Genomic DNA, 13,710 nt, shown 5'->3' on the forward strand with positions numbered 1-13,710 from the left:
AGCAAAGTGGAATCCCGCCCTGGGTGTGATGTAGCCTTGTTAAGTTGTCGCATAGGTGATGCTGATGGAAACGACACGGTTGTTAGATATTCGGGGCATGAGCGTTGAGTTTCCGGGGGTAAAAGCACTAGATCAAGTGGACTTCACGCTTAATCGCGGCGAAATAGTGGCGCTATTAGGAGAGAATGGTGCAGGGAAGTCAACGTTAATTAAGGCATTGACTGGCGTTTACCATCGCTCAACGGGTGAAATTATCCTCGATGGTATGGCGATTAATCCTGTAAATACGGCTCATGCTCAGTCATTGGGTATTGGTACAGTCTATCAAGAAGTCAATCTATTACCGAATTTGTCCGTTGCGGCTAATCTATTTATTGGCCGTGAGCCCACACGCTGGGGCATCGTGGATCAACATAAAATCCTGCGTCAGGCTGAAGCCCTCTTATTGAATTATGGACTGATGATCGATGTTAGCCACCCGCTTGGTAATTACTCCATCGCAGTTCAGCAAATTGTCGCTATCGCCAGAGCTATCGATCTTTCCGCTAAAGTTTTAATTCTTGATGAACCGACCGCAAGCCTTGATGCAAAAGAAGTCGATATGCTACTGGATATATTGCGGACGTTGCGCGATCGCGGAATCGGTATGATATTTGTGACGCACTTTCTGGATCAGGTTTATCGCATTAGTGACAGAATTACCGTTTTGCGTAATGGAAGAGTAGTCGGGACATTGCCTGCCGCAGAATTACCACGTATTGAATTAGTCCAAATGATGTTGGGCCACAGTTTTGATGAAACGTTATTGAAGCGTGGCGAACATAGTGACGTCTCAGGTGAGCCCATCGTGCAGTTTAAACACTATGGTCGGCGTGGCTCGATTAATGACTTCGAGCTTTCCGTGCGCCCGGGAGAAATTGTTGGCCTCGCTGGTCTACTGGGTTCCGGCCGGACAGAAACTGCGCAACTGATATTTGGTATTAACGTGCCTGATGCCGGTGAAGCCAGAGTTGATGGCAAACAAGTCAGCATTCGCACGCCGCGTGCAGCAGGAAAACTCGGCTTTGGCTATTGCCCTGAGGATCGCAAAACTGACGGCATTGTCGGTGCGGCAACGGTACGAGAGAACATCATTCTGGCGCTTCAGGCGCAACGTGGCTGGTTGAAGCCCATTTCCTTACGTGAGCAAACCCGTATCGCTGAAAAATTTATCAGCCTATTAGGGATTCGTACGCCCAGTCCAGAGCAGGAAATTCAGTATCTATCGGGTGGAAATCAGCAAAAAGTCCTGCTATCGCGCTGGTTGGCAACAGAACCACGCTTCTTGATTCTGGATGAGCCAACGCGAGGAATCGATGTTGGTGCGCATGCTGAAATCATTCGCCTGATCGAAAAACTGTGTGAGCAGGGGATGGCGTTACTCGTGATCTCTTCTGAATTGGAAGAACTGACTGGTTATGCGGATCGCATCATTGTGCTGCGCGACAGGCGGCACGTTGCGCATCTTGAACATAATGAGATCTCGGTTGCCGCAGTGATGCAGGCAATCGCAGTACAAACGGGAGCAGATGATGACAGATAATAACGTCAAACCTGCCAAAAAAGTCCGCTTAACGTTCACCAAAGGGGTGCCACAGCTTCTGGCGCTCGTTGCCATCTTGCTGATTGATAGCATGGTCGCGCCCAACTTCTTCTCCCTACACATTCAGGATGGGCGCTTGTTCGGTAGCCTTATCGACATCCTTAACCGCGGTGCGCCCGTTGCGCTGCTGGCATTAGGTATGACGTTAGTGATTGCCACTGGTGGAATCGATTTATCGGTTGGTGCGGTAATGGCGATTGCAGGCGCGACGGCCGCAACGCTTACTGCTGCTGGTCATCCGCTTCCTTCTGTACTGCTGGTTGCGCTATTGGTTGGTGCGCTGTGTGGGCTATGGAACGGTTTTCTGGTTGCGGTGTTACAGATTCAGCCGATTGTGGCGACGTTGATGCTGATGGTTGCCGGGCGAGGCATTGCTCAGATGATTACCGAAGGTCAAATTATCACGTTCGATAACGCCGGGTTGGCTAAGTTGGGCAGCGGAACCCTGTTCTATCTACCCATGCCAGTGATTATTGCCTGCGTGATGCTGTTGGCGCTGTGGATTTTGACGCGTAAAACGGCGCTTGGGCTCTTTATCGAATCTGTCGGTATTAATTTGCGATCGGCTCGCAACGCTGGCGTGAGTACGAAGCTGGTATTGGTCGCTGCTTATGTCATATGCGGCGTGTGTGCGGCCGTAGCGGGCGTTATCGTGACGGCAGATATCCGTGGGGCGGATGCGAACAACGCGGGCCTCTGGTTGGAATTAGACGCGATTCTGGCTGTGGTGATCGGTGGCGGTTCGCTACTTGGGGGGCGTTTTAATTTGCTGCTCTCTGTCGTCGGTGCCTTGATTATTCAGAGTATGAATACTGGCATTCTGCTGTCTGGCTATCGGCCGGAATTCAACCTGGTTCTGAAGGCACTCGTCGTTCTGCTGGTTTTGGTTATGCAATCTCCGCGTATTTCGCTGCATCACCTGTTCAGGAGGAAAACATAATGTTGAAACGCCACTTCCCCCTGTTGATGACGATTCTGGTCTTTATTGCTGGCTATTTATTCTGTCTCAGCCAGTTTCCCGGCTTTGCGTCGACGCGAGTTTTCTTTGATTTACTGACGGATAACGCCTTTCTGGGGATCGTGGCTGTTGGGATGACGTTTGTCATCCTGTCTGGCGGGATCGATCTCTCCGTAGGGTCAGTTATTGCATTTACGGGTGTGTTACTGGCCAAACTGATCGGTACGTATGGCATTGATCCTTTCTTTGCGTTCGCAATAGCGCTGGTGATGGGTGCCATGTTTGGCGGGTTGATGGGATGGATTATCGACACGCTCAAATTGCCAGCCTTTATTATCACGCTGGCGGGTATGTTCTTTGTCCGAGGAATGAGCTTTATCGTCTCACAGGAGTCGATTCCAATCGATCATCCGGTCTATAGCCAACTGGCGGGTTTAGCATGGCGCATGCCGGATGGAGGACGGTTTACCTTTCTGGCGCTGGTTATGTTGATTGTGGTACTGCTGGGGATCGTGATGGCGCACCGTACCCGTTTCGGTAACCGTGTTTATGCGATTGGTGGTAGCAGCTATTCAGCGGAACTGATGGGGGTGCCCGTCAGGCGGACGACGATTCATATCTACATGCTTTCCAGTTCGTTAGCGGTGCTGTCAGGTATTGTTTTCTCTCTCTACACTTCCGCGGGTTATGCTCTGGCAGCAAGCGGTGTGGAATTGGACGCCATCGCTGCCGTTGTTATCGGCGGTACGCTACTGACCGGCGGTGTCGGAACCGTATTGGGCACCCTGTTTGGCGTACTGATTCAAGGTCTGATTCAAACGTATATCACGTTTGATGGTACCTTGAGCTCATGGTGGACAAAAATCGTCATTGGTTTCCTGCTGTTTGCTTTCATTGGGTTACAGAAGGCGTTAAGCACATTCTGGTTAGCCAGACGTGCTTAAGTGAGCTGTGAGCAAAATAGCTCATGGATTAATCACAATAGGCGTTTTCAGCAACTGACGAATCATCGTCTGCTGATCGCTGTTTTGTAACCAAACGGCGTAAAACGGGCGCACGACGGGCTGACTGTCGCCAACTATCCGCAGGTTGGAATAGGTTTGTAACCAATGGCTGGGTAAAAACGCGCAGCCGCCGGTTGTTTCAAGCAATTGGCGGGTCAACTGGGCCGATGTTGTTGTCAACACGGGAAGCTGATCGCTGGCTAATAGTCGATGTTCCTGCTGATGAAAGTCTGCGCCCCACTCCAATTTTATATAAGGCAGTTCCTGCCCGGGTGGGTGCGCTTCTGCTGCAAACAGCGAAAGGGAGAAGTTACCCAGTAGCTGGCTCGCCAATTCTTCCATTTTTGGCTGTTCGGTTGTAATCAACAGATCCAACTGACGCTCATGGAGTTGTTTTACCAGCGAGTGACGTAAGGCAATGCGCGCTTCTAGCTGGAGCAGCGGGCGCTGTTGATACAGCGATTGTAGCCAGGGAGTCAGATAGGCCTCCCAGAGTGACGCCGTTGCTCCTACCGAAAGCAGGCTGTGTTGCTGCGAGCGTGCGACTTCTTTTTTGGCGATCTGCCAGGTACCGATAAGGCTTTCCGCATAGGGCAGAAGCCGTTCGCCAGCGGGTGTCAGGCGTATGTTGTTCCGATGGCGCGTGAACAGGTTGGCACCAAGCTGCGTCTCTAACTGGCGAATCCGAAAACTCACTGCTGACTGCGTGAGATACAGGGATTCGGCGGCACGGCCAAAGTGTCTTGTCCTGCTGACTTCCAGAAAGGTTTTTAGTAATTCGGTATCCACGCCCATCTCCAAAAAAATTTTGTCGTAATGATTTAAATGTTTTGTTTTACACAATGTCAAGCCTATCTAATACTCCGCGCCATAAACAACACGACCATAGAAGAATTAGGAGCGTGTAAGATGGCAGAAAGCTTCTCTACCACTAATCGTTTTTTTGATAACAAGTTCTACCCGCGTGGTTTTTCCCGACATGGCGACTTTACGATTAAAGAAGCACAATTGTTGGAACGCCACGGTTACGCGTTTAACGAGCTGGATTTGGGTAAACGTGAGCCAGTGACGGAAGAAGAGACATCGTTTGTTGCAATGTGTCGCGGCGAACGTAAAGCGGAAACGGAACTGGAAAAAATCTGGTCCAAATATCTGGATCGTATTCGTCGTCCTAAACGCTTCCATACGTTGTCGGGTGGTAAGCCGCAGATGGATGCAGTGGAAGAATACACTGAAAGCGATGATTAATTAAGAATGGGGCTAACGCCCCATTTCCTTTTGTGGCGAACAAATGTGATGCTCTCGCTATTCAAGGTTTTTGTGGAGCTGGATGAGCAAGCGATCCATACAGCGATAGCTCAGCGCTTCGGCAAGGTGTTTTCTTTCAATATTATCCCGACCGCCGAGGTCAGCGATCGTGCGCGCAACTTTCAAGATCCTGTGCCAGGCACGTACGGATAAGCCAAGTTTGTTCATCACCTCTTCCAAATAGGTCGCATCAGCCATCTCCAATCCGCAGTGTTTTTCTATTTCACGTGAAGTGAGTAGCGCGTTGATTTTATTTGCCCGCTTCAGCTGTATCTGCCGTGCGATCAGCACGCGCTCACGAATTGTCGCGCTGCTTTCGCCTTGATAATGCTGCTGAGATAAAACCCCTGGTGGTAGTAAAGGGACTTCGATTGAAAGGTCAAAGCGATCCAAAAAGGGACCGGAAAGTTTGCTGAGATAGCGCAGTATTTGTTGTGCCGGCAACCGGTTATGAACACCCTGATAGTGTCCTGAGGGGCTGGGATTCATTGCGGCGACGAGCTGCACCCGCGCTGGGTAGCACACTTTAGCCCGAGTGCGGGAAATGATAATTTCACCGGACTCCAGAGGCTCTCGTAGTGAGTCCAGTACGCGCCGCTCAAACTCCGGTAATTCGTCCAAAAATAGTACACCGTTGTGGGCGAGCGAGATTTCTCCGGGTTTGGGCAGCGACCCTCCGCCCACGAGCGCAGCCATGGAAGAACTATGGTGAGGCGCTCTGAATGGTCTGGCTCGCCAGCGCGTCATGGTGGCATCAATGTTGATTAGGCTGTTGATGGCGGCGCTTTCCAGCGCTTCTTCATCGCTTAATGGTGGCATCAGATTGCCTAATCGACTCGCCAGCATGGTTTTCCCGGTTCCTGGGGGTCCCAGCAAGAGTAAGTTGTGACCGCCTGCCGCCGCGATTTCCAATGCGCGTTTAGCCTGCTCCTGACCGATGATATCCTTCAGATCGAGCGTATCTTCCTCGATCGGTAGAACGTGCATTATGTCAGAGCAACTGAGCAATTCCCCTTCTCCACTGAGAAAAGCACACACGTCCAACAAGTGCCCTGCCATCAGCGCTTCACCCTGCGGTATCAGCGTCATCTCCCGTTTATTGTCATCTGGCAGGATAAGCTGGCGGCCTGCTTTTATGGCCTCCAATGCAGCGGGAATCGCGCCATTGACGCCACGTAAGGTGCCAGACAGGCCGAGTTCGCCAAGAAACTCGTAGCGGCTTAGCTTTTCACCATCGATTTGTTCTGAGGCAGCCAGAATCGCCAGAGCAATCGGCAGATCGTAGCGTCCTCCTTCTTTTGGCAGGTCTGCGGGGGCGAGGTTGACCGTGATGCGCTTTGCCGGAAACGTAAATCCGCAATTGATGAGAGCGCTGCGCACGCGATCGCGCGCTTCCTTGACGGTGGTTTCTGGTAAGCCCACCAGCGTTAGGGCTGGTAGCCCGCTGCTGATATGAACTTCGATATAAACGTCCGGTGCTTGTACACCAATCATTGCCCGAGTATAGGTAACTGCCAATGACATGCTATTTCCCCTTTGCTGATGGTTTGCATCATGCTTGGCAAGGGAGAAGAAGTAGAGACCGTCTTCGCCACTTTGCGCGGCGATGTCATGAAATAATCCTCTGTTTCAGTAATGAGTAAAATTTGTGCGTGAGGCTCCACAATTATGTAGGGTGAACCGATGGCTTAATGCTATCCGCCGATTGACGACTCTCGTTTTCATCTGTCACGTTTTTCGTACAACGCTCATTTTTACGCCAACGGGCGAAAATAATTTGATGCGCGTCTACCTTATGATTACGTTGTATTTTTTCTCGTATCATAGGTAATCCTTACGGGTGGCAATGAAAAAAAATGGTTGTCAGTCCATGTCTTACTGTGATAACTCTGTAGGCATTCGTTCGACAGAAGATTAATGAACAACCTATTATGAAAGCCCTATCCCTAGTGATTAGCCTAGTCGTGATTAGCGTGGTGGTGATTATTATCCCACCGTGCGGGGCTGCACTTGGACGAAGAATGGCTTAGAAATCAAGGCCTAATTCAAGAAAACCCCCGCACCGAAAGGTCGGGGGTTTTTTGTTGGGCGTAATCTATAACGGAAAGGAACAGAAAATGAACATCAGCATAAAATTCTGTTATTCCCATAAGATATCGGGGAAATAACTATGAATGGAGCACAGTGGGTGGTTCAAGCGTTGCGAGCGCAGGGAGTGGAAACCGTTTTTGGTTATCCGGGGGGCGCGATAATGCCAGTCTACGATGCACTTTATGACGGCGGCGTGAAACACCTGCTGTGTCGCCACGAGCAAGGCGCGGTGATGGCGGCGATTGGCTATGCCCGCTCCACGGGTAACGTGGGCGTCTGCATTGCGACGTCAGGCCCGGGGGCAACGAACCTGATCACCGGTTTGGCCGATGCGCTGCTGGATTCCGTGCCTGTGGTGGCGATCACTGGGCAGGTTGGGTCAGCGCTGATTGGCACCGATGCTTTCCAGGAAATTGACGTGCTGGGGCTGTCGCTGGCCTGTACGAAACACAGTTTTCTGGTTGAGTCTCTCGAATCACTACCGGAAGTGATGGCAGAAGCATTCGCGATTGCTAACAGCGGTCGCCCAGGCCCTGTTCTGGTCGATATTCCTAAAGATATTCAGCTGGCGATGGGAGATTTCACTCCAAACTTTGCGCCTGTTGTTAACGATGTCGATTTCCCCGATCAAGATATTGCGCAGGCGTACGCTCTGCTGGCGAAAGCGCAAAAACCGGTGCTGTACGTTGGCGGTGGGGTCGGCATGGCGAATGCGGTTCCGGCACTGCGTGAATTCCTGAGCGTAACGGATATCCCTTCCGTTTCGACGCTGAAAGGGCTGGGAGCCGTGGATGCCAATCATCCCTATTACCTCGGTATGATTGGTATGCACGGCACGAAGGCGGCGAACCTGATTGTGCAGAAGTGCGATTTGTTAATCGCGGTCGGGGCGCGTTTTGATGACCGCGTGACCGGCAAACTGAACGCCTTCGCGCCTCATGCTAGCGTGATTCACATGGATATCGACCCAGCAGAATTGAGCAAATTGCGTCATGCTAATGTCGCGTTGCAAGGCGATCTGAAAACGATATTACCGGCGCTGCAACAGCCGCTGAACGTCAGCGCGTGGCGCCAGCAGGCGGCCATGATGAAGGCGGAATACCCGTGGCGTTATGATCATCCCGGTCAGGCGATTTATGCGCCTGCGTTGCTGAAAACGATCTCCGAACGAATGGATGCGGATACGGTGGTGACGACCGATGTGGGTCAGCACCAGATGTGGGCTGCACAGCATATGACGTTCAGCCGCCCTGAGAATTTCATCACCTCCAGCGGCCTCGGCACGATGGGCTTCGGCGTACCCGCGGCGGTAGGCGCACAGGTTGCGCGCCCGGATGATATGGTTATCTGCATTTCCGGCGATGGCTCTTTCATGATGAACGTTCAGGAGTTGGGCACCATCAAGCGAAAACGGCTGCCGTTAAAGATCGTGCTGCTGGATAACCAACGGTTAGGCATGGTACGTCAGTGGCAGCAGTTATTCTTTGATGAACGTTATAGTGAAACTGACCTCTCCGATAACCCTGATTTCCTGACGCTGGCAAGCGCGTTTGATATCCCCGGCCAGCGCATCACCCGCAAAGATCAAATTGATGTCGCGCTGGATGCCCTGTTTAACAGCGAAGGACCCTATTTACTGCACGTATCGATCGATGAATATGAAAACGTCTGGCCGCTGGTTCCGCCGGGTGCAGGTAACGAAACGATGCTCGATAAAACCGAATAGGCTCGACAAAACCGAATAATGGCCGACTTACACAGAATAAGTGCTGGAGACAACAGAATGACACACCATCAACTTTCGATTCAGGCGCGCTTTCGTCCCGAGGTTCTGGAGCGTGTATTGCGTGTTACCCGCCATCGCGGTTTCAAAGTTTGCGCGATGAATATGGTGCAAACCACCAATGCCGATCACATTAATATTGAACTGACCGTTGCCAGTCATCGTTCGGTGGATTTATTGTCAACGCAATTGAGCAAACTGTTGGATATTGCCTGCGTTGACATTCAACCGATGACGACATCACAGCAGATCAGCGCCTAACGCAAAAGAGTAAGGAAAAAGAAGAATGACAAAAAAAGCGGACTACATTTGGTTCAATGGCGAGATGGTTCCATGGGCTGAAGCAAAAATACACGTCATGTCGCATGCCCTGCATTATGGCACCTCCGTCTTTGAAGGCGTTCGTTGCTACAATTCACATAAGGGTCCGGTGGTTTTCCGTCACCGTGAGCACATGCAGCGCCTGCGTGATTCGGCAAAAATTTACCGTATGCCCGTCGCACAAAGCGTAGATGAGCTGATGGAAGCCTGTCGTGAAACGCTGCGTAAAAATAACCTGACCAGCGCGTATATTCGTCCACTGGTGTTTATTGGTGATGTGGGTATGGGCGTTAACCCGCCAGACGGTTATCAAACCGACGTCATTATCGCGGCTTTCCCGTGGGGCGCGTATTTGGGTGAAGAAGCGCTGGAAGCCGGTATTGATGCGATGGTGTCATCCTGGAATCGTGTGGCGGCAAATACTATTCCAACCGCCGCGAAAGCGGGCGGTAACTATCTATCCTCCCTGCTGGTGGGTAGCGAAGCACGCCGCCACGGCTATCAGGAAGGGATCGCGTTGGATGTCCACGGCTATGTTTCTGAAGGCGCGGGTGAGAACCTGTTTGAAGTGAAGGACGGTATTATCTTCACGCCGCCGTTTACCTCTTCGGCGCTGCCGGGCATTACGCGTGACGCTATCATCAAGCTGGCGAAAGATGCGGGATATGAAGTGCGTGAACAGGTGCTGTCCCGCGAGTCACTGTATCTGGCGGACGAAGTCTTCATGTCCGGCACGGCGGCAGAAATTACCCCTGTGCGCAGCGTCGACGGCATTCAGGTCGGTGCTGGCAAACGCGGACCGGTCACCAAAGCCTTGCAGCAGGCGTTCTTTGGCCTCTTTACGGGTGAAACCGAAGATAAATGGGGCTGGTTGGATCCGATAAATCAGTAAGCAGTCAAGACAGACAGTCAGGCGGTGACACGTTCCGTCATCGCCAAATTCGTAATTTTTGGAGTAACAGAGCATGCCTAAGTACCGTTCAGCCACAACCACTCACGGCCGTAATATGGCCGGTGCCCGAGCCTTGTGGCGCGCCACCGGGATGACCGACGACGATTTTGGTAAACCGATTATCGCAGTGGTCAACTCCTTCACCCAATTCGTGCCGGGCCATGTGCACTTGCGCGATCTGGGTAAACTGGTTGCCGAGCAGATCGAAGCCTCCGGCGGCGTCGCGAAAGAATTTAACACCATTGCAGTTGATGACGGTATCGCGATGGGACACGGCGGCATGCTCTATTCCCTGCCTTCCCGTGAACTGATCGCCGACTCCGTGGAATACATGGTCAATGCCCACTGTGCGGATGCCATGGTGTGTATTTCCAACTGCGACAAAATCACCCCAGGGATGTTAATGGCGTCGCTGCGCCTGAATATTCCGGTGATTTTTGTTTCGGGTGGCCCGATGGAAGCAGGGAAAACCAAATTATCCGATCAGATCATCAAGTTGGATCTGGTGGATGCCATGATTCAGGGCGCAGATCCGAAAGTCTCGGATGAGCAGAGCGAGCAGGTGGAGCGTTCAGCCTGTCCGACCTGTGGCTCCTGTTCCGGTATGTTTACCGCTAACTCCATGAACTGTTTGACCGAAGCGCTGGGGCTGTCTCAGCCGGGTAACGGTTCTCTGCTGGCGACGCATGCTGACCGTAAGCAGTTGTTCCTGAACGCAGGCAAACGCATTGTCGGTCTGGCTAAGCGCTATTACGAGCAGGATGACGAGAGCGTGCTGCCACGCAATATCGCTAATAAAGCCGCATTTGAAAACGCTATGGTTCTGGATATCGCGATGGGCGGTTCCACTAATACCGTTCTGCATCTGTTAGCCGCGGCGCAGGAAGGTGAGGTGGACTTCACCATGACCGATATCGACAGACTGTCACGTCAGGTGCCACACCTGTGTAAAGTGGCGCCGAGCACGCAGAAATACCACATGGAAGACGTACACCGCGCGGGCGGCGTGATCGGTATTCTGGGCGAGTTGGACAGAGCTGGCCTGCTGAACCGTGAAGTGAACAACGTGCTGGGCAAAACACTGCCGGAAACGCTGGAAGCCTACGACGTGATGCTGACGCAGGATGAGAGTGTAAAAAGCATGTATTCCGCTGGCCCGGCGGGTATCCGTACCACCAAAGCGTTTTCTCAGGATTGTCGCTGGGATTCACTGGATACCGATCGTCAGGAAGGGTGTATTCGTTCCCGCGAATTTGCCTACAGTCAGGATGGTGGGTTGGCCGTGCTGTACGGCAATCTGGCAGAGAATGGCTGTATCGTGAAAACCGCAGGCGTGGATGAAGGGAGTCTGGTCTTCCGCGGTCCGGCAAAAGTTTATGAAAGCCAGGATGATGCGGTAGACGCCATTCTGGGCGGTAAAGTCGTGGCGGGTGACGTCGTTGTGATCCGTTATGAAGGGCCGAAAGGCGGGCCGGGTATGCAGGAAATGCTGTATCCGACTACCTACCTGAAATCGATGGGCTTGGGTAAAAGCTGTGCACTGATCACGGACGGACGCTTCTCCGGCGGTACTTCTGGTCTGTCTATCGGCCATGCGTCTCCTGAAGCAGCTAGCGGCGGCACGATTGCACTGGTACAGGACGGTGACATCATTGCGATTGATATTCCGAACCGCAGCATTGCGCTGGTTCTGGATGACAATGCGTTAGCAAGCCGCCGCGCAGCGGAAGAGGCGAGAGGCGAGCAGGCCTGGACGCCACATAATCGTGAACGTCAGGTGTCTTTTGCGCTGCGTGCGTACGCTAGCCTGGCAACCAGCGCAGATAAGGGCGCGGTGCGGGATAAAAGCAAGCTGGGAGGCTAATGCTGATGGCTGTGTCACAACCTCTTCCTGCCGCGCCGGGAGGCGCGGAGTACCTGCGGGCGATCTTGCGCTCGCCAGTGTATGAAGTCACGCAGGTCACGCCGCTGGAGAAGATGGAAAAGATCTCTTCGCGGCTGGGTAATGTCATTCTGGTAAAACGTGAAGACAGGCACGCGGTGCACAGCTTCAAGCTGCGTGGCGCGTACGCGATGATGGCCGGTCTGAGCGATGAGCAGAAATCGCACGGCGTGGTGACGGCGTCCGCCGGTAACCATGCGCAAGGTGTGGCGCTCTCTTCCAGCAAGTTGGGGATTAAATCGCTGATTGTGATGCCGGTGGCTACGGCTGATATCAAAGTCGATGCTGTGCGCGGCTTTGGCGGCGAAGTGCTGCTACACGGGGCCAACTTTGATGAGGCCAAGGCGAAGGCGATTGAGCTGTCACAACAGCAACATATGACCTTTCTGCCGCCGTTCGATCACCCTGCGGTGATTGCGGGACAGGGCACGCTGGCGATGGAATTACTACAGCAGGATGCGCATCTGGATCGCGTGTTTGTGCCGGTCGGCGGTGGTGGTTTGGCGGCAGGTGTTGCCGTACTGATCAAACAGCTGATGCCGCAGATTCAGGTGATCGGCGTAGAAGCGGAAGATTCCGCCTGTCTGCGTGCGGCGCTGGATGCTGGGCAACCGGTCGATCTGCCGCGTGTCGGGCTGTTTGCCGAAGGTGTGGCGGTGAAGCGCATTGGCGATGAAACGTTCCGCCTGTGTCGGGAATATCTGGATGACGTGATTACCGTCGACAGTGATGCCATCTGTGCGGCAGTGAAAGATCTGTTTGAGGATGTTCGCGCAATTGCTGAACCGTCCGGCGCGCTGGCGTTGGCGGGGATGAAGAAATACATCCAACAGCATCAGATTCAGGGTGAACGTCTGGCGCATATTCTGTCCGGCGCGAACGTCAATTTCCACGGGTTACGCTACGTTTCCGAGCGCTGCGAGCTGGGTGAACAGCGCGAAGCCTTGCTGGCTGTGACGATCCCCGAGAAACAGGGCAGCTTCCTGAAGTTTTGCCAACTGCTGGGCGGTCGTTCCGTTACCGAATTTAACTACCGCTATGCGGATGCCAAAGATGCCTGCATTTTTGTCGGTGTGCGTCTGACGCGTGGCTATGCGGAGCGGCAGGAGATTATCGCTGAGCTGTCCGCAGACGGTTATGAAGTGGTGGATTTGTCCGATGATGAAATGGCGAAGCTGCACGTTCGTTATATGGTCGGCGGACGCCCTTCCAAACCGCTCCAGGAACGGCTGTACAGCTTTGAGTTCCCAGAGTCGCCGGGTGCATTACTGAAATTCCTGCATACGCTGGGGGCGCACTGGAATATTTCACTGTTCCATTACCGCAGCCACGGCACGGATTTTGGTCGCGTGCTGGCCGCGTTCGAGTTGGATGCAGGCGATCGGGAATTCGAGCAGCACCTACAGGCGCTCGGCTATGAATGTCACGATGAAACCAATAACCCCGCGTTCCGTTTCTTTTTAGCGGGTTAAGTTAGCGGTTAATCGCTGAGAGTTCCCTTCACGCCGCCGATGGTGTTTCACCGTCGGCGGCGTTATCTTTATGTCATCTTATAGCAACAGGGATGGCATTTCTTTATGGCAACGCAGTTCACGGGTTTTTCTCAAGCGGGTTTAACGTTTCTTCAGCAGGTGTCTCAAGGCGTCGTTGAATAAATATAATCGTAGTGTGTTATTATTACTTTCAAATTAATTGTTTATTTTTCTAAT

General features: G+C 52.7%; 12 protein-coding genes. 10 read left to right on the forward strand and 2 right to left on the reverse strand.

The annotated features are described in order from the left end of the window. Window positions 1–64: 64 nt before the first annotated feature. Genes ytfR through yjfF form a run of 3 tightly spaced genes read left to right on the forward strand, consistent with a single transcriptional unit; the run spans window position 65 to window position 3,544 of the window. Window positions 65–1,582, forward strand: coding sequence for a galactofuranose ABC transporter, ATP-binding protein YtfR (gene ytfR / locus H0248_RS18760; RefSeq protein WP_180787056.1), 1,518 nt, complete (start codon window positions 65–67; stop codon window positions 1,580–1,582). Continuing rightward, window positions 1,572–2,582, forward strand: a complete 1,011-nt coding sequence (gene ytfT / locus H0248_RS18765) for a galactofuranose ABC transporter, ATP-binding protein YtfT (protein WP_180787125.1) — start codon at window positions 1,572–1,574, stop codon at window positions 2,580–2,582. The genes ytfR and ytfT overlap by 11 nt, the downstream gene beginning before the upstream one ends. After that, window positions 2,582–3,544 carry a galactofuranose ABC transporter, permease protein YjfF gene (gene yjfF, locus H0248_RS18770; RefSeq protein WP_180787057.1) on the forward strand — a complete coding sequence of 321 codons (963 nt, stop codon included), beginning with the start codon at window positions 2,582–2,584 and terminating at the stop codon, window positions 3,542–3,544. The genes ytfT and yjfF overlap by 1 nt, the downstream gene beginning before the upstream one ends. 21 nt (window positions 3,545–3,565) lie before the next feature. On the opposite strand, the gene hdfR is transcribed toward yjfF, so the two are convergent. Continuing rightward, window positions 3,566–4,393, reverse strand: coding sequence for an HTH-type transcriptional regulator HdfR (gene hdfR / locus H0248_RS18775; protein WP_010294681.1), 828 nt, complete (start codon window positions 4,391–4,393; stop codon window positions 3,566–3,568). Window positions 4,394–4,513: 120 nt separating this feature from the next. On the opposite strand from hdfR, the gene H0248_RS18780 reads away from it, so the two are divergent. After that, window positions 4,514–4,852, forward strand: a complete 339-nt coding sequence (locus H0248_RS18780) for a DUF413 domain-containing protein (protein ID WP_010283921.1) — start codon at window positions 4,514–4,516, stop codon at window positions 4,850–4,852. Window positions 4,853–4,909: 57 nt separating this feature from the next. Here H0248_RS18780 and H0248_RS18785 read toward each other — a convergent pair whose 3' ends face one another. Beyond that, window positions 4,910–6,436 (reverse strand): YifB family Mg chelatase-like AAA ATPase, encoded by a 1,527-nt coding sequence (locus tag H0248_RS18785; protein WP_180787058.1) that lies wholly within the window; start codon window positions 6,434–6,436, stop codon window positions 4,910–4,912. A gap of 407 nt (window positions 6,437–6,843) precedes the next feature. On the opposite strand from H0248_RS18785, the gene ilvL reads away from it, so the two are divergent. The 6 genes from ilvL (at window position 6,844) to ilvA (ending at window position 13,473) form a co-directional block, all read left to right on the forward strand. Further along, window positions 6,844–6,942: an ilv operon leader peptide gene (gene ilvL, locus H0248_RS18790; protein ID WP_071531109.1), complete on the forward strand. Its 99-nt coding sequence runs from the start codon at window positions 6,844–6,846 to the stop codon at window positions 6,940–6,942. A gap of 140 nt (window positions 6,943–7,082) precedes the next feature. After that, window positions 7,083–8,729 (forward strand): acetolactate synthase 2 catalytic subunit, encoded by a 1,647-nt coding sequence (gene ilvG, locus H0248_RS18795; protein ID WP_180787059.1) that lies wholly within the window; start codon window positions 7,083–7,085, stop codon window positions 8,727–8,729. Window positions 8,730–8,786: 57 nt separating this feature from the next. Further along, entirely contained in the window at window positions 8,787–9,047 is a 261-nt protein-coding gene (gene ilvM / locus H0248_RS18800; RefSeq protein WP_010294673.1) for an acetolactate synthase 2 small subunit, read from the forward strand. A 25-nt stretch (window positions 9,048–9,072) separates the two neighbouring features. Further along, window positions 9,073–9,999: a branched-chain amino acid transaminase gene (locus tag H0248_RS18805; protein ID WP_180787060.1), complete on the forward strand. Its 927-nt coding sequence runs from the start codon at window positions 9,073–9,075 to the stop codon at window positions 9,997–9,999. 73 nt (window positions 10,000–10,072) lie between these two features. Then, complete coding sequence (gene ilvD / locus H0248_RS18810; protein WP_039286277.1) at window positions 10,073–11,923, forward strand: dihydroxy-acid dehydratase; 1,851 nt, start codon at window positions 10,073–10,075, stop codon at window positions 11,921–11,923. Between the two features lie 5 nt (window positions 11,924–11,928). Continuing rightward, on the forward strand, window positions 11,929–13,473 hold the full coding sequence (gene ilvA / locus H0248_RS18815; protein WP_010283910.1) for a threonine ammonia-lyase, biosynthetic: 1,545 nt from the start codon (window positions 11,929–11,931) through the stop codon (window positions 13,471–13,473). Window positions 13,474–13,710 lie beyond the last annotated feature (237 nt).

The organism is Pectobacterium brasiliense (assembly GCF_013449685.1).
Taxonomy (GTDB): domain Bacteria; phylum Pseudomonadota; class Gammaproteobacteria; order Enterobacterales; family Enterobacteriaceae; genus Pectobacterium; species Pectobacterium brasiliense_A.